The organism is Gaetbulibacter sp. NE, assembly GCF_025548475.1.
In the GTDB taxonomy this organism is placed as follows: domain Bacteria; phylum Bacteroidota; class Bacteroidia; order Flavobacteriales; family Flavobacteriaceae; genus Gaetbulibacter_B; species Gaetbulibacter_B jejuensis.
Window position 1 is genome coordinate 132,666 of record NZ_JAOQHY010000009.1, and the last position, 22,956, is coordinate 155,621.

General features: G+C 32.1%; 24 protein-coding genes. 12 read left to right on the plus strand and 12 right to left on the minus strand.

The genetic code is table 11. The annotated features are described in order from the left end of the window. Position 1: 1 nt before the first annotated feature. A complete protein-coding gene (locus OD803_RS11650) occupies positions 2–1,522 on the plus strand; it encodes a GH3 auxin-responsive promoter family protein (RefSeq protein WP_262733531.1) in 1,521 nt (506 codons plus the stop codon). A 289-nt stretch (positions 1,523–1,811) separates the two neighbouring features. On the opposite strand, the gene clpX is transcribed toward OD803_RS11650, so the two are convergent. The 5 genes from clpX to OD803_RS14670 all read right to left on the minus strand — a co-directional run bounded on the left by clpX (position 1,812) and on the right by OD803_RS14670 (position 5,891). Next, entirely contained in the window at positions 1,812–3,044 is a 1,233-nt protein-coding gene (clpX, locus tag OD803_RS11655) for an ATP-dependent Clp protease ATP-binding subunit ClpX (protein WP_129761162.1), read from the minus strand. A 34-nt stretch (positions 3,045–3,078) separates the two neighbouring features. Further along, entirely contained in the window at positions 3,079–3,756 is a 678-nt protein-coding gene (clpP, locus tag OD803_RS11660) for an ATP-dependent Clp endopeptidase proteolytic subunit ClpP (RefSeq protein ID WP_129761163.1), read from the minus strand. Between the two features lie 87 nt (positions 3,757–3,843). Then, a complete protein-coding gene (tig, locus tag OD803_RS11665) occupies positions 3,844–5,166 on the minus strand; it encodes a trigger factor (protein WP_262733532.1) in 1,323 nt (440 codons plus the stop codon). A gap of 81 nt (positions 5,167–5,247) precedes the next feature. After that, positions 5,248–5,601, minus strand: a complete 354-nt coding sequence (locus tag OD803_RS11670) for a phage holin family protein (RefSeq protein ID WP_129761165.1) — start codon at positions 5,599–5,601, stop codon at positions 5,248–5,250. 62 nt (positions 5,602–5,663) lie between these two features. Further along, positions 5,664–5,891 carry a helix-turn-helix domain-containing protein gene (locus OD803_RS14670; protein WP_335977152.1) on the minus strand — a complete coding sequence of 76 codons (228 nt, stop codon included), beginning with the start codon at positions 5,889–5,891 and terminating at the stop codon, positions 5,664–5,666. A 102-nt stretch (positions 5,892–5,993) separates the two neighbouring features. Here OD803_RS14670 and OD803_RS11675 point away from each other — a divergent pair, with 102 nt between their 5' ends. Both OD803_RS11675 and OD803_RS14675 read left to right on the plus strand, forming a co-directional pair. Then, complete coding sequence (locus OD803_RS11675; RefSeq protein ID WP_262733533.1) at positions 5,994–6,434, plus strand: hypothetical protein; 441 nt, start codon at positions 5,994–5,996, stop codon at positions 6,432–6,434. A 2-nt stretch (positions 6,435–6,436) separates the two neighbouring features. Further along, positions 6,437–6,856, plus strand: coding sequence for an RDD family protein (locus tag OD803_RS14675; RefSeq protein ID WP_418744789.1), 420 nt, complete (start codon positions 6,437–6,439; stop codon positions 6,854–6,856). A 43-nt stretch (positions 6,857–6,899) separates the two neighbouring features. Here OD803_RS14675 and OD803_RS11680 read toward each other — a convergent pair whose 3' ends face one another. Continuing rightward, positions 6,900–7,667 (minus strand): alpha/beta fold hydrolase, encoded by a 768-nt coding sequence (locus tag OD803_RS11680; protein ID WP_262733534.1) that lies wholly within the window; start codon positions 7,665–7,667, stop codon positions 6,900–6,902. A gap of 58 nt (positions 7,668–7,725) precedes the next feature. Continuing rightward, on the minus strand, positions 7,726–8,439 hold the full coding sequence (locus tag OD803_RS11685) for a pyridoxine 5'-phosphate synthase (RefSeq protein WP_262733535.1): 714 nt from the start codon (positions 8,437–8,439) through the stop codon (positions 7,726–7,728). A gap of 91 nt (positions 8,440–8,530) precedes the next feature. Between OD803_RS11685 and OD803_RS11690 the strand changes: the two genes are divergently transcribed. From OD803_RS11690 to murI, 8 genes are all read left to right on the plus strand, one after another. Continuing rightward, a complete protein-coding gene (locus tag OD803_RS11690; RefSeq protein ID WP_262733536.1) occupies positions 8,531–9,187 on the plus strand; it encodes an acetoin utilization protein acuB in 657 nt (218 codons plus the stop codon). Between the two features lie 3 nt (positions 9,188–9,190). Next, positions 9,191–10,069 carry an NAD kinase gene (locus tag OD803_RS11695; protein WP_262733537.1) on the plus strand — a complete coding sequence of 293 codons (879 nt, stop codon included), beginning with the start codon at positions 9,191–9,193 and terminating at the stop codon, positions 10,067–10,069. Between the two features lie 88 nt (positions 10,070–10,157). Further along, positions 10,158–10,847: a type IX secretion system protein PorG gene (gene porG / locus OD803_RS11700; RefSeq protein ID WP_129761170.1), complete on the plus strand. Its 690-nt coding sequence runs from the start codon at positions 10,158–10,160 to the stop codon at positions 10,845–10,847. A 1-nt stretch (position 10,848) separates the two neighbouring features. Further along, the gene (locus tag OD803_RS11705) at positions 10,849–11,589 is read left to right on the plus strand and encodes an isoprenyl transferase (RefSeq protein WP_129761190.1); all 741 of its coding nucleotides are present in this window, start codon (positions 10,849–10,851) and stop codon (positions 11,587–11,589) included. Further along, positions 11,561–14,143 carry an outer membrane protein assembly factor BamA gene (bamA, locus tag OD803_RS11710; protein ID WP_442899862.1) on the plus strand — a complete coding sequence of 861 codons (2,583 nt, stop codon included), beginning with the start codon at positions 11,561–11,563 and terminating at the stop codon, positions 14,141–14,143. The genes OD803_RS11705 and bamA overlap by 29 nt, the downstream gene beginning before the upstream one ends. Positions 14,144–14,312: 169 nt before the next feature. Next, complete coding sequence (locus tag OD803_RS11715) at positions 14,313–15,320, plus strand: OmpH family outer membrane protein (protein WP_131508849.1); 1,008 nt, start codon at positions 14,313–14,315, stop codon at positions 15,318–15,320. 36 nt (positions 15,321–15,356) lie between these two features. Next, on the plus strand, positions 15,357–15,866 hold the full coding sequence (locus OD803_RS11720) for an OmpH family outer membrane protein (RefSeq protein WP_129761173.1): 510 nt from the start codon (positions 15,357–15,359) through the stop codon (positions 15,864–15,866). A 64-nt stretch (positions 15,867–15,930) separates the two neighbouring features. Further along, on the plus strand, positions 15,931–16,710 hold the full coding sequence (gene murI / locus OD803_RS11725) for a glutamate racemase (protein WP_262733539.1): 780 nt from the start codon (positions 15,931–15,933) through the stop codon (positions 16,708–16,710). Here murI and OD803_RS11730 read toward each other — a convergent pair. From OD803_RS11730 to OD803_RS11740, 3 genes are all read right to left on the minus strand, one after another. Further along, positions 16,707–17,225, minus strand: coding sequence for a gamma carbonic anhydrase family protein (locus tag OD803_RS11730; protein ID WP_262733540.1), 519 nt, complete (start codon positions 17,223–17,225; stop codon positions 16,707–16,709). The genes murI and OD803_RS11730 overlap by 4 nt on opposite strands. Before the next feature lie 123 nt (positions 17,226–17,348). Further along, positions 17,349–18,083 (minus strand): LytR/AlgR family response regulator transcription factor, encoded by a 735-nt coding sequence (locus OD803_RS11735; protein WP_262733541.1) that lies wholly within the window; start codon positions 18,081–18,083, stop codon positions 17,349–17,351. A 45-nt stretch (positions 18,084–18,128) separates the two neighbouring features. After that, the gene (locus OD803_RS11740; RefSeq protein WP_262733542.1) at positions 18,129–20,297 is read right to left on the minus strand and encodes a histidine kinase; all 2,169 of its coding nucleotides are present in this window, start codon (positions 20,295–20,297) and stop codon (positions 18,129–18,131) included. Positions 20,298–20,508: 211 nt separating this feature from the next. Between OD803_RS11740 and OD803_RS11745 the strand changes: the two genes are divergently transcribed. After that, positions 20,509–21,663 (plus strand): vWA domain-containing protein, encoded by a 1,155-nt coding sequence (locus OD803_RS11745; RefSeq protein ID WP_262733543.1) that lies wholly within the window; start codon positions 20,509–20,511, stop codon positions 21,661–21,663. A gap of 144 nt (positions 21,664–21,807) precedes the next feature. Here the strand turns inward: OD803_RS11745 and OD803_RS11750 are convergent, their stop codons facing one another. Both OD803_RS11750 and OD803_RS11755 read right to left on the minus strand, forming a co-directional pair. Beyond that, positions 21,808–22,815: a PorP/SprF family type IX secretion system membrane protein gene (locus OD803_RS11750; RefSeq protein ID WP_129761179.1), complete on the minus strand. Its 1,008-nt coding sequence runs from the start codon at positions 22,813–22,815 to the stop codon at positions 21,808–21,810. A gap of 9 nt (positions 22,816–22,824) precedes the next feature. Then, a partial coding sequence (locus OD803_RS11755; protein WP_262732715.1) for a T9SS type B sorting domain-containing protein occupies positions 22,825–22,956 on the minus strand: 132 nt, incomplete at its 5' end.

Here is a 22,956-nt window from a genome sequence, read left to right on the forward strand (position 1 = left end):
TATGCCAATTCCTTTAGTAAATTCCATTGCTTCATGGTTTTTAAAAAAGCGATTTCATCAAATTGAACTGTTTTTAAAATATCCTAACGAAGTCCAAAACGAGTTGCTTTTAGAGCTTGTTACTATGGCTAAAGACACCGAAATAGGGAAGAAATACGACTTTGAGTCAATTAAAAATTACAGCACTTTTGCTGAAAGAATTCCGGTTTCAACCTACGAGGATTATCATCAAGTTATTGAGCGTTCCAGAAATGGTGAGCATAATATTTTTTGGCCTAGTCCTATAAAGTGGTTTGCTAAATCTAGCGGAACTACCAATGCTAAAAGTAAATTTATTCCTGTTAGTAACGAATCTTTAGAAGATTGCCACTATGCTGCGAGTAAAGATTTACTTTGCATGTACCTCAACAATAACGAAGAATCTCAACTTTTTACAGGGAAAAGTCTAAGACTTGGAGGCAGTAAAGAGCTTTACAAAGAAAACGGAACTGTTTTTGGCGACCTTTCTGCTATATTAATTGACAACATGCCTTTTTGGGCTGAGTTTAGCAGTACACCTAGTAGCAAAGTATCGTTAATGAGTGATTGGGAAGTAAAAATGCAAGCCATTGTTGACGAAACCATAAATGAAAATGTAACAAGTCTTGCTGGCGTACCTTCATGGATGCTTGTGCTGCTTAACAACATTTTAGAAACCACTGGGAAAAAGAACATTTTTGAAATTTGGCCAAATCTAGAAGTTTATTTTCATGGAGGCGTGAGTTTTGTACCATATAGAGATCAATATAAAAGCATACTTCCAAATAAAAATTTTAAATACTACGAAATCTACAATGCTTCTGAGGGCTTTTTTGCTATTCAGGACCAAAACAATTCAAGCGAGCTACTACTAATGCTGGACTACGGAATTTTTTATGAGTTCATCCCAATGGATACTTACGGAACTCCTAAAGAAAAAATAATTCCGCTAAGCGAAGTTGAAAAAGACAAAAACTACGCAATTATTATTACTACCAATGCAGGATTATGGCGTTATAAAATTGGTGATACAATTAAATTTACATCTATAAACCCATACAGAGTTAAGGTTTCCGGAAGGACAAAACACCATATTAATGTCTTTGGTGAAGAATTAATTATTGAAAATGCAGAAGATGCACTTAAAAGAGTATGTAGAAAAACCAAAGCTGAAATTGTTGATTATACAGCTGCTCCTATTTTTATGAAAGGCAAAGAAAAAGGAGCTCATGAGTGGTTAATTGAATTTAAAACGCCTCCAAAAGACATCGATTATTTTAACGAACTCTTTGACAATGCACTTAAAGCATTAAACTCTGACTACGAAGCTAAACGTTACAACAACATGACGCTTAATAAACCGCAAATACATGTAGCGCGTCAAAGTTTATTTTACGATTGGTTAAAGCAACATAACAAGTTAGGAGGCCAACATAAAGTTCCTAGACTTTCAAATACTAGAGAATATATTGATGAATTACTTTCTTTGAATGGCACTTCTTAGACGAACGGTAAGCTGATGCGAATAAATCCGATAAACGACATTGTTAAAAACATCATAACGAATTTTTAGAGACCTTTATCCAAAACCTACTAAAAGTAGTTTTTATCTTACATTAATGCTGTTATATTTACACCTCGATAATCAAAAACCCCTTTTTAAAATTTTGATTAACTAATAGCACACAAAGCAAGATCAATTATATCAAAATAGATAAAAAAATTGTATTGCAATTATTAATTACCAAATAATCCGAATAAAAAAACCACTCTTTCGAGTGGCTTTTTATTTTTTAGGAAACTGCTTTTAGTTTCTTTAATGTTGTTTTGGTGAGCTTATCTTCGGCATAACTTTTTGTAACGTTAAGTTTCTTTTCTGTACCACTAGGCAACTCAAACATTGCATCGGTTAAAATTTCTTCACACAACGATCTTAAACCACGAGCTCCTAATTTATACTCAATAGCTTTTTCTACTATATAGTCTAAAGCACCATCAGTAATTGTAAATTCAATTTCATCCATTTCAAACAGTTTTTTATACTGTTTAATAATGGCGTTTTTAGGCTCAGTTAAAATAGCTCTTAATGTTTTAGCATCTAAAGGATCCATATACGTAAGCACTGGAAGACGACCTATAATTTCAGGAATTAAACCAAAGTCTTTTAAATCTTTTGGAATAATGTATTGCAATAAATTATCAGAATCTAAAGTTACACCTTCTTGTACTGCCTTATAACCAATAGCAGCTAAGTTGAGACGCTTTGAGATTTTCTTTTCAATACCATCAAAAGCTCCTCCTGCTATAAATAATATGTGCTCTGTATTAACTTCAATAAACTTTTGGTCTGGATGCTTACGACCTCCTTTTGGTGGAACATTAACAACTGTTCCTTCCAATAGTTTTAATAAAGCTTGCTGCACGCCTTCTCCTGAGACATCTCTAGTTATTGATGGGTTATCGCTTTTACGAGCAATCTTATCTATTTCATCAATAAACACAATTCCTTTTTCGGCTTTCTCTAGATTGTAATCAGCAGCTTGCAATAATCGTGTTAAAATACTTTCAACATCTTCTCCAACATAACCTGCTTCGGTTAACACTGTAGCGTCAACAATTGCTAATGGTACATTAAGCATTTTTGCAACTGTTTTAGCCATTAAGGTTTTTCCTGTTCCTGTTTGACCAACCATAACGATATTTGACTTTTGAATTTCAATATCATCGTCACTTGGTGGTTGCAATAAACGCTTATAATGGTTGTATACTGCAACAGACATTACTTTTTTGGTATATTCTTGCCCAATAATGTATTCATCTAAAAACGACTTGATTTGCTGAGGTTTTTTCAACATCAATTCAGATGATAACTCAGCATTGTTGTTTTGTTTAGATTCTTCTAGTACAATGCCATGAGCTTGCTCAATACACCTATCGCATATATGCGCATCCAATCCCGCTATTAACAGATTGGTTTCTGGCTTTTTCCTACCACAAAATGAACATTCTAATTCTTCCTTTGCCATGTGCTATTAATTTTCTTAAACTATTATGAAATGATTATTTGGTTGAACCTAATACTTCGTCAATCATTCCATACTCTTTAGCCTTATCAGCTTTCATCCAGTAATCACGATCACTATCTTCGTAAATTTTGTCGTAATCTTGACCTGAATGCTTACTAATAATTTTATAAAGTTCTTCTTTTAAGGTTAAAATCTCACGCGCTGTAATTTCAATATCACTTGCTTGACCTTGCGCACCTCCTAATGGTTGGTGAATCATCACTCTTGAGTGTGTTAATCCACTACGCTTACCTTTTTCACCAGCACATAATAATACTGCTCCCATTGATGCTGCCATACCTGTACATATTGTAGCTACATCTGGTTTAATAAGCTGCATAGTATCATAAATACCTAAACCTGCATATACGCTTCCTCCTGGTGAATTGATATATATTTGAATGTCTTTAGAAGCATCTGTACTTTCTAAGAACAATAATTGCGCTTGAATAATATTTGCTACTTGATCGTTGATAGCTGTACCCATAAAGATGATACGATCCATCATTAAACGAGAAAACACATCAAAAATTGCGATATTCATTTGACGCTCTTCAATAATATTAGGCGTTAAGTTTGTAGGATACATACTACTAATTATCTTATTGTAATATGTGCTGCTTATACCTTGGTCTTTTATTGCGAATTTTTCAAATTCTTTTCCGAAATCCATATATTTTTTCAATAAATTATTTAGTAAAAAAAAAGCGTAAAACCTCACAGTTTTACGCTATAAATATAATCATTTATTCTGTAATGCTTAACTGTAAAATTCTTTTACAAAATCATCGTAAGTTATCTCTTTTACTTTAAGATTTGCTTCTTCTTTGTAAAGGTTTAACAGTTTTTGACTCATTAACTGCTCAGACAAGCGTTTAACCTCATCTTGATTTGATAAAATACGAGCAGCAATATCATCTAGTTCTTTATCTGATGGATCCATTTGACCAAATTGTGCCATTTGCACTTTAATCATTTCTCTTGCATGTGCTTTAAGATCGTCAAACGTTACTTGAAGGTTGTGCTTTTCAATAAGTTTACCTTCAATTAATTGGTAACGCATGCTTTTTTCAGACTTTTCATACTCTTCTTTAGCTTGGTCTGCATCCATTTGCTCTTCACCTGCAGTTTGCATCCATTTTTGCAAGAAAGACGCTGGTAAATCGAACTTAGTATTTTCAACTAAATACTCAGTAACATCGTTAAGTAATTTTTGATCACCTTGTTGTGCAAATTGCTTTTCAGAATCTACTTTTATTTTCTCTTTTAATTCAGTTACTGACGTTACTACATCTTTACCAAATAATTTATCAAATAACTCTTGGTCTAAATCAGCCAACTCACGAGTATTAATTTCGTTGATTGTAAATGTTACCTCAATGTCCAATCCGTGAGCATCATCATGAGATACTTTTAAGAAGTGCATTAAATCGTGGTCGTCATTAAACAATCCTTTTGTTTTTAAAGTAATAACATCACCAACTTTAGAACCTACAAATTTCTTTTCGGTTGCTTTACCTTTAAACTTATCTAAAGTAATAGTTGCTGTATTGTTGATTTCTTTCTCTTCGTTTACAAATACACCTGTAATTTCAGAATCTTTAGCAACGGTATCTTGAGATACTAATTTACCATACTGCTTTCTGATATGCTCAACTTGGTCGTCTAACATTTTATCATTAGCAACAATATTGTATTGTGTAATTGCTTTTTTAGATTTTAAGTTTACTTCAAACTCAGGTGCTAAACCTAATTCAAACTCAAAAGAAAAATTATCAGCATCCCAATCCAAATCGTCTTGTGGTTTTGGTAATGGGTTACCTAAAACGTCTAGTTTTTCTTCAGTTAAATACTTGTTTAAAGCATCTTGTAAAAGCTTGTTAACTTCATCTACCAAAACTGCTTTTCCGTATTGCTTCTTCACCATTGTCATTGGCACATGTCCTTTTCTAAATCCAGGAATGTTAGCCGACTTACGGTAATCTGAAAGGATTTTTTCTACCTTATCGCTGTAATCTTCTTTAGCGATATCTACTTTCACAACAGCATTTAATGCATCAATGTTTTCTCTTGTAATATTCATTATAGAATCAAATAAAAATTGGGTTGCAAAAGTACATATTTTTTACAACCCAACAAAGTTTTTAAGATGTTGAAATTCAGACTATTTTTTATCTTCTTTTAAAATAGAATGTAGTATAGATTGAAGTATAGACAAAAGTATACTAAATAGAATGGCTGTCCATATACTATTTACCGCGAAACCATCAATGAGTTTATCTGCTAAAAGCACTATTAACGCGTTAATAATGAGTAAAAACAAGCCTAAGGTTACCACTGTTATTGGCAAAGTTAGAATAACCAAAATTGGCTTTACCAAAAGGTTTAAAACCGCCAAAACAACAGCCACAATAAGTGCTGTTACAAATTGGTTTCCTGTTAAATCTACTCCTGGTAAAAAGTATGCCAAGACAAAAACTGCCACAGCAGTTAATAATAATCTAAATAAGAGATTCATAATTATATGTTTTTACTAAAGTTACGAAACATAATTATTTTAACTTCAAATCTCCTTTTATTTTATTTAAAAAAATTTTGTAAAGGCTCATCCAATGCTTTTGCAATCTTATGAAGTGTTATTATTGTAATGTTTCTTTCTCCTCTTTCTATGTTATTATAACTACTTTTATCAAAATAACACCTATATGCTACCTCATTTTGCCGAAAACCCTTTCTTAACCTTATTGCTTTTATATTGTCGCCTAAAGTTTTTAGAATTTGTCTTTGTTTTTCCTTATCGTCAATCACACTACAATCTTCACTAAAAAAACAATAAAAAAGTTATAATATATTTCAACTTATAAATTTTTATTATATTTGGCATTGAATAAAAACTCTAATACTTATTTTATGAAAAAAACATTTTATCTATTAGCATTAATGATAACTTTTAGTGCTTGTCAAAAGGACGAAGCTTCACTTGAACAAGAAGCTATTTTTGTTAAAGACTTAAATGAATTAATGGACTCAAACAAAGAAAATGAGACCTCAAGAGGCTATCCATGGAATGGATGTAAAGATTATGACGTTAAATTTACGACACTTTTTGGCATTGAGGTTGAATTTACTGTAACTCATTGTTGTGTTCAAGGTGTTTGCGCTTCAACAGAAGTGTGGAATTTAGCTGATGGTCTTTTTCGCTCAAATGATTTTCCTGATGAATTTAACATAGTTAACTCAGAAAGTTTTATATTTGAAGGGTATTCTGTTAAAATTAAAGAAGGAATATATCAGGTTGATGATGAAGGTAATATTGTAAATATAGTTTATGAAGCTGTTAAATTAGAATAAAAATGAATATTAAAAACATATATATTTCAAGACTTTTTGCATTTATAATTGACATGGCAATAGTTAAGTTTGGTTTTAACTTAATTAATGGTTACATATTTAGTCTGTCTTATGAATTGACCGAAGTTAATATATTGAATAATGTATTTAGCTTTAGTTTTAGTCTATTGGTATTTGTTTTCTTTACTTATTTAATTCTTTTTGATTTTCTCAACAATGGTTTAACTTTTGGGAAAATGATTTTGAGAATAAAGGTGTTAAATGACCAAAATTCAAACTTAGAAATAAAAGAAGCTTTAAAAAGAAGTTTTTACAAATTCCTAACTGTCCTTTTTATACCTATCTCATTTATTTTATTCCTTGCAAAGGATAACTTTTTGTTTCAAGATTATTACACTAAAACAAAAACAGTATTCAAATAAAAAAGTGATTAAACTATAACCCTATGCTAAAAACCACGTAGGGTTATAGTTTTACAAAACTCAAAACGACATCAAAAAAATCACCTGGGTTTTCGGCATGCAACCAATGTCCAGCATTGGCAATTGTTACAATGTTTACATTAGAAAAATGCTGTTTTATGATAGTTTCATCTTGTAAAGCGATGTATTCAGACTTGTCTCCTCTTAAAAAAAGCGTCTCTTTTTCAAACTTTGCATGAAGCGGTAATGCTTCGCCAACCTCTGAAACATTCTCTTTTAACACTTGAAGATTCATGCGTAATGCCAACTGACCTTTTTCTTTCCAATATAAGTTTTTAAGCAAAAACTGACGTGTTCCAAAATCAGACACATAGTTTGCTAGCTGTTTATCGGCTGCTCCTCTACTTTTAATTTCAGAAAAGTCTAAACTGCTTAATCCTTCTAAAATGGCATCGTGATGTATTGGGTAAAATCTAGGAGAAATATCTGCAACTATTAATTTTGAAACCAAATTTGGGTTTTGTGTTGCAAATAGCATTGCTGTTTTTCCTCCCATTGAATGCCCTAACACAATTGCTTCAGAAAGATTATGTGCTTCAAAATAATGACGCAAATCTTCTGATAGGGTTTCATAATCAAAATTGTCATCATGAAAACTATGACCATGATTTCGTTGGTCTACAAGATGAACTTCAAATCCTTCTTCGCTAAATTTTTTACCAAGCGTTTTCCAGTTGTCACTCATTCCTAAAAATCCATGAAGAATAACAAAGGGCTTTCCTTGGCCTAATATATTGGAGTGTAATTTCATATTTTCGTTTTTATAATGACAGGTCTCGCCTACGCTAAAACCGACAAAAAAGTTATAATTACTTAAGTCTTTGCAAATACATTTGCACCACGTTTTCTATTCCTAAGTAAAGACTTTCAGCAATTAATGCATGTCCAATAGACACCTCTAAAAGATTTGGTATGTTATCTTTAAAAAACTTAATGTTTTCTAATGACAAATCGTGTCCTGCATTAATACCTAGGTTTAATTCATTTGCTAAAACTGCACATTCAGTATAAGGTTGTATTGCTTGTTCGTTACCTAAACCATATTGATGCGCAAAAGCTTCGGTATATAACTCAATCCTATCAGTACCAGTAGCTTTAGCACCTTCAATTTGCTTCAGCTCAGGATCTACAAAAATTGATGTTCGTATTCCGTTGTTTTTAAATTCTTTGATAACATCTACTAAAAACGCTTTGTGCTTAATAGTGTCCCAACCTGCATTTGAAGTTATAGCATCTTCAGCATCAGGAACCAAAGTAACTTGTGTAGGCTTTACTTCTAAAACGATATCTATAAATTTTTGGATTGGGTTTCCTTCAATATTATACTCAGTATGCACCACTGGTTTTAAATCATAAACATCTTGATAACGTATGTGTCTTTCATCTGGTCTTGGGTGTATTGTTACTCCTTGAGAGCCAAAACGCTGTACGTCTTTAGCAAACTGAACCACATTAGGAACATCGCCTCCTCTAGAGTTTCGTAACGTAGCAATCTTATTAATATTTACACTTAACTTTGTCATTGACTTTATTTTTTGGACTAGCAAAAATACAAACTACTTAGTGCTTTTTGTAGTTATTTTTAATTAATTTGCAATAAGAAAATTTGCAAAAATGTCATTACAACAATACATCATAAACGATATTAAACCTTTAAACATTCATGACAAAGTGAGTGATTTTAAATTATTGTTTAATGAACTAACCTACTCTCATATTCCTGTAGAAAATGATGGTGTTTATTTGGGTTGTGTTTCTGAAACTGATGTACATTGTTTTGACAACAGCAAAGAAATATCAGAATTCAACTATGCTATTGAAGGTTTTTTTGTTAGGTCTTTTACTACTTGGTTAGACGTTTTAGAGGCTTTTGCTCAAAATTCGTGCAACATTATGCCAGTACTTAATGAGCAGAACACCTATTTAGGATATTACGAACTAAATGATATTATTGGCTTGTTTAACGAAACTCCTTTTTTTGCTGAACCAGGTGGAATTTTAATTATTGAAAAAGGCATAAACGATTATTCATTTAGTGAAATAAGCCAAATTATTGAATCTAATGATGCTAAACTTTTAGGTGCTTTTATTTCTAAAATTGAAAGTGATGTGGCTCAAATTACTTTAAAAATTGGAAACGCTGGCTTAAATGATGTGATGCAAACCTTTAGAAGGTACAGCTACAATATAGTTTCTGGACATGAAGAAGACACTTATATTGAAAACCTTAAAGAGCGTTCAGAATATTTAAAAAAATACCTCAATATATAGTCAATGAAAATAGCTGTTTACGGTCAATATTATCATAACAATACGCAATCGAGTATTGAAACCTTGTTTGGCTTTCTGTCTAAAAAAGAAGTTGAGTTATATATTGAAAAGGATTTCTTCAACATTCTAATAGAAGAAAACGAAAAAGACATAAAAGCGTTTAAGATTTTTAAAACCTTAGATAACAGTTACGATCTTTTAATAAGTATTGGTGGTGACGGAACCATTTTACGTGCTATAACCCATGTAAGAGATCTTTCAATCCCAATAGTAGGTATTAATACAGGTCGTTTAGGTTTTTTGGCTACTATTCAAACAAATGAAATTGAACATGCCATTGACGAAATATTAAATGGCAACTATAAAATTTCTGAAAGAACATTATTAAGCGTTACCACTTTACCAGAAAACAAAGATTTAGTGGAAACTAATTTTGCATTAAATGAAATAGCAGTAAGTAGAAAAAACACAACTTCAATGATTACTGTTGAAACACATTTAGACGATGAGTACTTAACATCTTATTGGGCTGATGGTTTAATAATTTCAACACCTACAGGCTCTACTGGATATTCACTAAGTTGTGGAGGACCAGTAATAACACCTGGAGCAAACAATTTGGTAATAACACCTATTGCGCCTCATAATTTAAACGCAAGACCTTTTGTTATACCTGACACCACTGACATACAATTAAAAATTGACGGAAGAGAAGACCACTATTTAATTTCGTTAGATTCAAGAATTGCAACACTTCACAATTCAACAATTGTTACCATAAAAAAAGCCGACTTTAAAATAAAAATGGTTGAACTGCTTGATGAAAGCTTTATTGATACACTCAGAAAAAAGATGCTTTGGGGAGAAGACAAGCGTAATTAAACAATAAAACCTCATAATTACTGTTTATCTGTAATACAAATTGTTATAGGCTAATCAATTTACTATATTTGCAAACTTTTAAAAATTTATGAGGTATTTAACCATAATTTTATTTAGTATTATTTTCTCGCAAACGGCTCAATCTCAAATCTATGAAATTGGCGTGTTTGGAGGAGGAAGTAATTTTATTGGAGACGTTGGTAAAACTAATTATATCTCACCAAACCAAAGTGCTTTTGGAGCTATTTTAAAATGGAACCGAAGCCCAAGGCACTCATGGAGAGTATCAGTAATTTATGCTGGTTTGGAAGGTATCGATGCTAAATCTGACGACCCAAGACGACAAGAACGCGATTATTCCTTTGATAATAATATATTTGAAATTTCAGCAGGAATGGAGTTTACGTTTTTTGATTTTAATTTGCATGAATACGATAATAAAACCACACCATATTTATATACAGGAATTACATCTGGAAGACATAGCAACTTTTATTTTGACAATAATGGAGAAATAGTTGGAGAAGGCACTTACAGTTGGGCTTTTGGTATCCCTATGGTTTTAGGCGTAAAAACAACCTTAACAGATCACCTTATTTTAGGTGCTGAAATTGGCGCACGCTATACGTTTTCTGATGAATTAGATGGAAGTGTTCCTGATTTTGACAACGAACACCCACTATCTTTTGGAAACACCAATAGTAACGACTGGTATGTTTTTACAGGTTTTACGTTAACATATACTTTTGGTAGAAGACCTTGTTACTGCGATTTTTAGTATGAGTTTAAAAGAAAAAATACTTACAGATAAGCTTCCTAAGCACGTTGCCATAATTATGGACGGTAATGGTCGTTGGGCAAAACAAAAAGGAATGCTTAGAGTAATTGGTCATGAAAACGGTACTAAATCTGTAAGAGAAGTTGTTGAAGCCAGTGCTGAGTTAGGCATAAACTGCTTAACATTATATGCATTTTCTACTGAAAACTGGAACAGACCAAAAGTTGAGGTTCAAACCTTAATGAAGTTATTAGTGAAATCCTTAAAAAAGGAAATCAAAACACTTCAAGACAACAACATAAAGCTAAATGCTATTGGAAATCTTAATGATTTGCCAAAAAAAGCACATAACGAACTGTTAGATGTTATAGAAAAAACCAAAAATAATTCTAGAATGACATTAACTCTAGCCCTTAGCTATGGCGCTAGAGAAGAAATAACGAGTGTTATTAAAGATTTAGCAAATAAAGTTAAAAATAATATAATTTCTTCTGAAAATATTGACGAATCAATTATAAATAAGCATCTTTACACGCAAAATTTACCTGATGTAGATTTATTGATTCGAACCAGCGGTGAGCAAAGAATCAGTAATTTTCTTCTTTGGCAAATTGCTTATGCCGAATTGTATTTTACCGATATACTTTGGCCTGATTTTAAAAAACAAGATTTTTACGAAGCTTTGATTAATTATCAAAATAGAGAACGACGATTTGGAAAAACAAGTGAACAAATTAGCTAAAAAACTACCCTTGAAAACCTTTACTAATATATTTTTTATTGCACTTTTCTTTCTTTTTTCAAGTGTAGCAATAGCGCAAGAGCCAACTTACAACACAGGTCAAAAGTACATAATTGGAGATATTACCGTAACTGGTAATACTAGTTTTGGTTCTCAAACCATTATTTCATTTTCAAGATTAAATAAAGGTGATGAAATTGTAATTCCTGGTGAAAAAATAAGTAACGCTATTAAAAGGTTATGGGGTTCTAATTTGTTTAGCAGTATTGATATTTATCTTGTAAGACTAGAAGGAAACACTGCTTATCTAGAAATAAACTTAGAAGACTTACCTGAGCTTAACGAAGTAACTATTGATGGTATTAAAAAATCTAAAAAAGAAGCTGTTATTACTGAAAACAAGCTTACCAAAGGAGCTAAGGTTACTGAAAACTTAATTACTACAACAAGAAATTACCTTACCAATAAATACAAGAAAAACGGTTTCTTAAATACAAAAGTTACTGTAAACACTAAAGAAGTAATTGACTCTATTCAAAAAAGTAGAGTTGATATGTCAATAAAAATTGATAAAGGTGAAAAGGTAAAAATCAAAAAAATCAACTTCATAGGTAATGAAAAAATAGCTGATAAAAAGCTAAGAAAAGCCATGAAGAATACTAAGCAAAAAAACCCAATACGTATATTAAAACGTTCTAAATACATTCAAGAAGATTACAAAGAAGACCTTGTGAGTATTATAGATAAGTATAAAGAAAACGGTTATAGAGATGCTCGTATACTATCTGACTCTATAATTATTAATGATGACAAAACCATCTCTCTAAATATAAATGTAGAAGAAGGAGAACAGTACAAATTTGGTAAAATAACCTTTGTTGGTAACAGTGTATATACTGACCAGCAATTAGCAAGTGTGCTTAAGATAAAAGAAGGTTCTACATACAATGGTGTTGAATTAAGAAAACGTATTGCTGACGATACTAAACCTGATGCTATTGATTTAACAAACCTATATCAAAATAATGGTTACCTATTCTCAACAATAAACCCTGTTGAAGTAAGTGCTGATGGTAACGTTATTGATATGGAAATTAGAATCTCTGAAGGTAAACCAGCATATTTTAATAACGTTTCAGTATCTGGAAACGACAAAACAAACGACCATGTAGTTTATCGTGAACTTAGAACTAAGCCAGGTCAACTTTACAGCAAGCAAAATGTAATTAGAACTATTAGAGAGCTTGGTCAATTAGGATTTTTTGATGCTCAACAACTAGTTCCTAACATGAAAAATTTTAATACTGTAGATGGTACTGTAGATATTGAATATGAAGTTGTAGAGAGAGGATCAAGTCAAATAGAGCTACAAGGTGGTTATGGTGGTGGAGGCTTCATTGGTACTTTAGGATTGTCTTTCAATAATTTCTCAATGAAAGACATCTTTAAAAAAGATGCCTACAAACCTGTACCAATGGGAGATGGCCAAAGTTTAGCTTTAAGACTACAAGCAAGTAGATTTTTTCAAACCTATAGTTTTTCATTTTCTGAGCCTTGGTTAGGTGGTAAACGTCCTTTACAGTTATCAACCTCTATATCTCATACTAAACAGTTTTTATATAATGCAGTGACAAGAGATGCTGATAAAGACAGACGTTTTAACATTACAGGAGTTTCTGTGGGACTGTCAAAACGTTTAACATTCCCTGATGATTATTTCCATTTATCTCAAGCAATCAGCTTTCAGCATTATAACCTAAAAAATTACAACACAGGATTATTTACATTTGGTGACGGTTATTCAAACAACTTAGCCTATACTGTTGGATTAAGCAGAAATAACACAACTGCTGACCCAATATATCCAATGGGAGGTTCAAATTTTGCAGTTTCTGCTAAACTATCTTTACCATATTCTTTGTTTAACAATGTAGATTATAAAGCCTTAAAAGAAGAAAGAGATGGCTTAGATCCAACCGATGAAGATGATTCAATTAGAATTAGTGAAATTGACCAACAGCGTTATAATTGGTTAGAGTTTTACAAAGTAAAGTTTAAAGGAGATTGGTATACAAGAATCGTTGATAAACTAGTAATAAAGTCTGGTTTAGAATTTGGTTTCTTAGGAGCATATAATAATGATAGAGGTGTTATTCCATTTGAACGCTTTTTCTTAGGAGGAGACGGTTTAGGTAACTACTCTTTAGACGGAAGAGAAGTTGTTCAGCTTAGAGGTTACCCTAACCAATCATTATCATCTACTGATGGAGGAACTATCTACAATAAGTTTTCTATGGAAATACGTTATCCAATCACATTGGGTGCGCAGGCTAAAATTTATGGATTAGGATTTATTGAAGGTGGTGCTTCTTTTGATAACTTTAGAGATTATAACCCTTTTAACATTAACAGATCTGCAGGTTTTGGTCTAAGAATATTTATGCCAGCATTTGGATTATTAGGTATTGATTTCGGACACGGGTTTGATGCTCTTCCAGGAGAAACTACTAAAAATGGATGGGAAACCCACTTTATTATTGGACAGCAATTTTAACTTTGGCACGATATTTTCTAATATCCTTTTGAAGGTTTTAACTAGAGTGTTAAAATTTTTAAGAATATATTTCGTTAATTTGAATAATATTAGTTTAAATGACGGAATAACAAATAAAATCTGTCATTTTAAGTTTATAGATGCTTTCAATAAATCAAAAATATAACAGATGAAAAATAAAGTTCTTTTTTTACTGGCAATTATAGGTCTTATAAGCCTTAATTCTAATGCGCAACGTGGTGTTAGAATTGGCTATATAGACACCGAATACATTTTACAAAACGTTCCAGAATATCAAGATGCAACGTTACAACTAGACAAAAAGGTTCAACAATGGAAAACCGAAATTGACCAACGTCTTAATGTGATTGAGCAAAAAAAGACTCAGCTTAATAATGAGCGTGTACTTTTAACAAAAGAACTGTATGAAGAACGTTTGGAAGATATTACTTTTGAAGAAAATGAAATATTAGATTACCAACAAAAACGTTTTGGTCCAAATGGTGATTTAATGATTCAAAAGCGACAGTTAATTCAACCTATTCAAGATCAAATTTTTGCAGCTGTACAAGAAATAGCTGCTAATAGAAAGTATGATTTTGTATTTGACAAATCAGCTGATGTAGTTATGCTTTATTCTGCTGAACGTTTCGATATTAGTGAACTTGTAATAAGAAGTATTACACGTTCTGCAAAAAGAACTCAAGCTCAAAACAAAGCTGAACGAAGAGCTGCTGAAGATGAAGATGTAGTTCCTGAAATAAATGAAGAGCTAGAAGCAAGAGAAAAAGCACTAGAAGAGAAAAAAGCTGCTCGTGAAAAAGCAATTGAAGATCGAAGAGCAGAGCAAATGGCTAGAAGAGATTCAATAAAAGCTGCAGCACAAGCTAAAAGAGAAAAAATGCTAGAAGAACGCGCTAAAGCAAAAGCTAAAAACGATAGTATTAAAAACAGTAAAAAAGAAGGTGTAAAGACTGATGGAGATACAACTGGTAAAACAGCTGCTGAAATTGCCGAAGAGAAAAGACAACAAAAAATAGCAGATAGAGAAGCTAGAAAAAAGGCATTAGAAGAAAGAAGAAAAAAAATAATAGCCGATAGAGAAAAAGCTAAAAAAGAACGAGAGGAACAGAAAAAAGAAAAAGACTCTGTACCTAGTGATAATGATAATAACTAAAAGCAAACAATAATTATAACACGTAATACTTTAAAAATGAAACAATTTAAGACCCTTTTATTTGCAGCTATACTTTTTTTAGGAGCTACATCTTTTTCAGTAGCGCAAAGTAAAGTTGCTCATATTAACACAAATGAGTTAATTAAAGATATGCCAGAAATGAAAGCTGCTAAAGCTGAAATTGAAAAGCTTACTAAAACTTATGAGGCTGAGATAAAAACAATGGCAACAGAACTTCAAAACAAAATGAAGCAATACAATGCTGAAGCTGAAACTAAAACTGAAGAAGAGAACATGAAAAGAGCTGAAGAAGTTCAAACTATGGAGCAAGGTATTCGTCAGTACCAAGGGCAAGCTCAAAAAGATCTTGCTGAAAAAGAGGCTGCATTGTTAAAACCAATTTTTACTAAAGCTAAAGAAGCTATTGAAAAAGTTGCTGCTGCTCAAGGTTTTGATTATGTACTAGACGCTAGTGAAGGTGGTGGCGTATTAGTATCTAAAGGAAAAAATCTTTTACCTGACGTAAAGAAAGAGTTAGGATTTTAATAATCACTAATAAAAACACAAAGAAAGCCGCTTTTATAAAAGCGGCTTTTTTATTTTTGTAATAATGAGTACACAACCTATAGGTATATTTGATTCTGGTGTTGGTGGCACCTCTATATGGAAAGAGATAAATTTGCTCTTGCCTAATGAAAGCACTATATATCTAGCTGATAGTAAAAATGCTCCTTATGGCTTAAAAAGCAAGTCTGAAATTATAGATTTAAGTATAAAAAACACTGAGTACTTACTTAAAAAAAACTGCAAAATAATTGTAGTAGCTTGCAATACAGCTACTACAAATGCTATTAAAGTTTTAAGAGAAAACTACCAAATACCTTTTATTGGTATTGAACCTGCAATAAAACCTGCATCTTTAAATACACAAACAAAAGCTATAGGTATTTTAGCTACAAAAGGAACACTTTCAAGCGAGTTATTTCATAAAACCACAAACTTATACAGTAGTGGCATAACTATTATTGAACAAGTAGGAAATGGTCTTGTAGAGCTTATTGAACGAGGTGAAATACAATCAGAGGCTATGAAGTCACTTTTAAAAACTTACCTACAGCCAATGATTGAAGCTAATATAGATTACTTGGTTTTAGGTTGTACACATTATCCTTATCTTATGCCTTTACTGCTTGAGATCCTTCCTAAGCATGTAAAAATTATAGACTCTGGTGAGGCTGTTGCACGACAAACAAAATTTATTTTAGAGACCAAACAGTTACTCAATAAAATCCCTATTTCGGCTAACTATGAGTTTTATAGTAATGCAGATACAAGTGTTATGAAAACACTTTTAAATGGTGATTATACTGCTGAGCAATTAGACTTTTAATCTTCTTTAAACCAACTAGAATACTTTACATAATTATTGGCTATTCTATCAATTTCTCCTGAAATTAATTCTTTACTAATGTCTTTAACTTTTTTAGCTGGTACGCCTGCATAAATGCTTCCTGCTTCTACTCTAGTGTTTTGAGTTACTACTGCTCCTGCTGCAATAATACTATTGCTTTCCACAACACAGTCGTCCATAACAATACTTCCCATACCAATAAGTACGTTATCATGAATGGTACATCCATGAACAATAGCATTATGACCAATCGACACATTATTTCCTATAGTGGTTGGTGACTTTTGGTAGGTTGCATGTATTACAGCTCCATCTTGCACATTTACTTTATTACCCATTTTTATAAAATGAACATCGCCACGTATAACAGCATTAAACCACACACTACATTGACTACCCATAGTAACTTCTCCAACAATAGTCGCGTTTTCTGCGATGTAGCAATCGCTTGGTATTTGAGGTTGTTTTCCTTTTACTGGTTTTATGATTGGCATAATTTGATATTTAGCAGTTAGTTTTAGTCAGTTCGAGTATATTCTGAAAGAATATGTATCGAGAACTCACGTTATATCTTCTCGATACTATTTCGCATAGCGAAATCACTCGAAGTGACATTATTATTTAAAATATGATAACAATTCAGACTTTTTAGATGCTGAAACCATTATTTGCTTTCCGTTACTAAGTATAACGCTACCTCCTTTTCCTTTTACATATTTGGTAACCTCGTTGACGTTTACCAAATAGCTTTTATGCACTCTAGCAAAACTACTATCACTTAATGCATCTTCAAAATACTTTAAAGTTTTACTTACCAATTTCTTTTTATTGGTATTCAAATAGATTTCGGTATAGTTATCATCAGCTTTACAGTATAAAATATCTGCTGTATTCAAAACTTCAAATCCATCTTGTTGTGGAATGGTTATTTTTCCATTGACGCTATTGGTTTTAGGAACCAAAACTTGGTCTTGGAGTGCGTCTTCTTTAGTTTTAATTTCGGTAACATAATCTACCGCTTTTATAAGTTCATCTATTGAAATAGGCTTCATTAAATAATACGAAGCATGAGCATTTAAAGCTTCAATTGCATAATGGTTGTATGCTGTTACAAAAACGGTTTCAAAATCTATATCACCAACTTTATCTAATAAGTCAAAAGCATTACCATAAGGCATTTCAACATCAAGAAACACTAAATCCAAATCATTATTTCTAATGAGTACCAGAGCTTCGTCAACATTTGCTGCTTCACCCAATACGTCTACATTTGGGCAATACTTTTTTAAGTAGTTCTTTAAAATGTCTCTACTGGTTTCTTCGTCTTCTACTATAATTGATTTTAGTTTCATATTGTATATGTTGGAAGTTTAAAATTAGAAGTAAATCTTCTAGTTTCAATCTTTTTTTAAAGTTACAACTACTTTTGTTCCTGCATCTTCAGCATCTTGAAAATCGTCAATAAAAACATCAACTTTATCTTTGTACATAGCATTTAAAATAGCAACTCGCTTTTTAATATTACCCATGCCTTTTGAGTTTTGTTTTTGTTGATGCTCTGTCTTTAAAGCTTTTGAACGCTCACGTCCTATACCATCATCTGCAATTGTAATGATAATTTCGTCATTGCTCTTAGGTGAAATTGTTATACTTAAATGTCCTTTTTCTGTTTTATACCTTAGTCCATGCCATACTGCATTTTCAATATAAGGTTGCAATAACATTGGAGGGATTTGATAATCGTGAACATTAATGGCTTCATCTACATTAATACTGTAATCGAACTTATCTTTAAATCTAAAATGCTCTAGCTTTGTATATAGCTGTAACAATTCTATTTCTTTTTCTAACGGAATAAAGTCTTCTTCACTATTCTCCAAAACAGCTCGCATAAGGTGTGAAAAATCTGATAAATACTTGTTGGCTGTACGTTCATCATTTGAAGCAATAAAGCTATTTACCGAGTTTAGCGCATTAAAAATAAAATGCGGATTCATTTGACTTCGCAACGATTTTAAAGCGAGTAAGTTGTTTGCTAATCGTTGTTGCTTGATGTACTTAAACATAAAATAAGCCGTTACCAACAGCAATACCAAACCACCAATTAATGAGTAAATTATAAGTTGTTGACGCTTGTTCCGCTCAATAGTAAGCTGATATTTACTTTCAGAAAGTTCTCTGTCACTCTCCAAACTACTAATGCGGTTTTGCTTTTCGGCAATGTTTCTATTAAAACGTGCTATTTGGGAAATTTCCTGTTCCTTTTTTATATAAAGTTCGTCTACAGCTTGCGTGTATTCTTCAAAAGCAGCTTTTGCCTTGTCATAATCGCCTGCGTCTTCATACACATCAGACAATCGTCTTAATCCATCTTTTTTTACAATTAAATCTTCTTTTGAATCGGCTTCTTTTATACTCTTTTCAAAATAGGTAATAGCACTGTCGTAATCTTTTTTCAAAAAGTAAGCGTTTCCTATTTTATAGTTTTGCTTTTGGGGTGTAATCGCACTTTCATTTTCAATTATTGAATCTTTTGCAATGTCTTCAATATCTTCTAAAGCTTGTTTTCTAAGCTCAATTTCATCAGTATAATTTTGATTAAGATTATTGAACTCTGCCACTACCACTTTTTCTTCAACCGATCGTTTTATATTCTCCTGTGAAGCAAGATTAAGTGAATTAGAGAAAAACCCTTGCGCTTTATCAACTTGCCCACTTGCGTTATAGGCTTGTGCAATTTTAGAGTTTAAATCTGTAACCTTTGGAGTGATTAAGTGCTTTTGAGCGACGCTTAATCCGTTTTTATAGTTGTCAATAGCAGCATTGTAATTTTTGATATTTAAATAGGTGTCTCCTAATCCTTCATACAATGTCACCAACTGATAATTGGACAACTGCGCTTTGTCAATAGCATTGTAGGTTTCTAAACTTTCTTGATAGTTCTTGTTCAGTCTATAGGCTAAACCTAGCTTTAATTTAGCTTCATTGGTTTCAAAATTTTGAAGGCTAATTCGGTAATTGGTAGTTGCAAGATCGTACTGTTTCCATTCTTTATAAATATCAGCAAGAAGTTCATAAGCCTCAGCATTTTGTTTTACTGAATTACTATTTTCTAATGCTTCAGTAACAAATTGAATCCCCTTTTCGGCATCTTTCTTTAAATAATATGAAGCCGAATCAATCATTGCGTTATAAGTAACTAAATTGTTTTTTCGCTTATTTAAATTCTTTTGGTAGGGAGAAACTGCTTGCTCAACTTCAATAATAATCCTATCACCAGAAGTAATAGTGTGGTAAACTGTTTCAAAATCTTTATGCCTTACAACAAGTTCGTCACCTTTTTTAACATGTATTCTAAATTTACCATCAACATCAGTCATGGTATATGCGCCTCCATTTACTTCAATATTAACTCGTGCAATAGGCTCAAACGAAGCTTTTTCACGTACCTCGCCTCTTATTAAAAAAGTTGGTTCATCAACCTTATTTTTACTAACCTGAGCTATCGTAAAACTGGTAAAACTAGTAAATAGAATAATGACTAAATATGTTACTATTTTTTTCATTCAAAAAATTCAATTGAATAAACATACATACTTTAATTGAGTATTTAAAATCAAAACTGTTCACTTGTTCATAAATCCGCTTCTTAAATGACAGTTTCACTCAATTTTAAAAGCTCTTTACTCATTTATAATACGTGTTTACTCATTGTTGTTTTTTCTGTAAAAAAGTTGATTCTAGCTTTACAGCATTAATCATAAAAACGGATAAAAAATGAGAACTATTTTAAAATCAGTAGCATTAGTCTTGTGCATTGTAGCATTTACCTCCTGCAATGCCAACACTAAAAAAGAAAGCAATCTTGCAATTGCAGAACATAAAGTAACCGATCAACCTAGTAAGCAATTTATAAAAGTAGCACTTCTACTAGACACCAGTAACAGTATGGATGGGTTGATTGATCAGGCTAAAGCACAACTTTGGGAAATTGTTAATGAGCTTTCATATGCAAAGTGTGATGACAACAAACCAAACTTACAAATTGCACTTTACGAGTATGGAAACGACAACCTTAATGGAGATGAAGGTTATATAAGACAAGTTTTAGCATTTAGTAACGACTTAGACGAAATCTCAAAGCAACTATTCTCACTAACAACCAATGGTGGAAATGAATACTGCGGACACGTTATTCAAACTTCATTAAATCAGTTAAAATGGGGCTCAAATGCAGATGACCTAAAGCTCATTTTTATTGCAGGAAACGAACCTTTTACTCAAGGTAGAGTTAACTATAAAACTGCTGCAAAATTAGCTCATGATAAAGACGTAACTATAAACACTATTTTTTGTGGAGATTATAACCAAGGTATTTCAGGATATTGGAAAGATGGTGCAGACTTAGCCCATGGTGATTATATGGCAATAAACCACAACATAAAAACCACCTACGTTGCCACACCTTTTGATGACGATATTTTAAAACTCAATCAAAAACTTAACAACACCTATGTAGCTTATGGCAATTACGGTAAAGAAAAAATGGCACTTCAAAGAGAACAAGATACTAATGCCGAAAGCTACAGTAGTGCCAATGCTGTAAGCAGAACTGTAAGCAAAAGCTCTCATTTGTATCTAAATTCAACTTGGGATTTAGTTGATGCTCTAAGCGACAAAAACTTTAGTTTCGACGATTTAAAAGAATCAGATTTACCTGCTGAGTTAAAAGGCAAAACCAAATCTGAAATTAAGGCTTATGTTACTAAGAAAAAACAAGTGCGAGAAGACATTCAAAAAAACATACAAGACCTAAACGAAAAAAGAAGAGTGTATATTCAATCACAACAAAAAGAAAATGACAACGGATTGGAAAGCGCAATGATTAAAGCCATTAAAACACAAGCCAAAGCCAAAAAGTATAAATGGTAATTATGGTGTTTGCATTGCAACTTATAGGGTTACAATGCAACGTGCTTTCGGTAGTCGCTATCAAAGATGAGCTCCAACAACTACCTCAATCACTAACACAAATAAAAAAGTCTCGACAAAATCGAGACTTTTATTTTTTTATGTTTAGTTAATTGCAGGACAATTACACTCATATCTTTCTCGTTTACAACCAAAGTTATACCCTAAAGTAATTTGGTGAAAACCTCCATTGTTAAACACTACAGAGTTTGCTTGGTAAGAATACGTGTAAGCAAATACAAAGTTGTTATAATCAACACCTATAAATGGTGTAATGTATTGTAATTTTTGACTGCTCACTCCAGAACCATCTAAAAATTCAGCTCCATCTAAACTTCTTCTGTAAGATAAACCACCCCAAACTTTACCAAAGTCCATTTCTTTATAAACCTTAGCGTTTATATCGATAGATGACTCTTCAGTTGCATCACGATACATAAACATTATAGAAGGTTCATAACTCCATTCACTACCATATTTTCCAAAAACATGTCCAGCTGAAAACAAGTACGTTCTTAAGTTATCATAACTTAATCCTTGCTCATTAAAGTTTATTCCCTCATTTTTAAGTAAATTCTTTATAGTTGCATGCGCATAAAAATCATATAAATGATATGAGAACCCAAAATCAACATTAAAGTTCGTAGCACTTTGCTCGATACCTGCTATAATTGGGTCAAAACCTTCATCTAAAAAAGCAGTTTCGTCTAATTTATACTGAATTAATCCGGCACTTAAACCAAATGACAGCATGTTTAAGTCTATCTCATTACGAGAGAACATAATGTGATGAGCATACGTAAAATAGGCTCCAGTTTGAGAATGATAACCATTCTTATCATTATAAACAATACCTCCAATTGCAGATGGAGAGTCTCCAATTCTGCTATTAATACTTAATGTTTGTAAACTTGGGGCATCATCTTGACCAAACCATTGTTGTCGTGCTGTTAATCTTACTTTAGCACAATTAGCAACACCAGCCATTGAAGGATGAATAAGATAATAATTATCCGTTAAATAATCTGAGTAAACTGGAAGCCCTTCTTGGGCTACTCCAAATTTTGTAACTAATGCTAAAATTGCTATTAAACAATACTTTTTTAAGTTCATATCAATAAATTATCGTTTCAAAGTAAAGTGAGCTTTAAACTCTTTTCTCTGCCCACCAATTGGCTCGTCGTACTCTACTACAAACCAGTAATCACTTGATGGCATTGGGTTTCCATTGTAGGTTCCATCCCATCCTTGTCC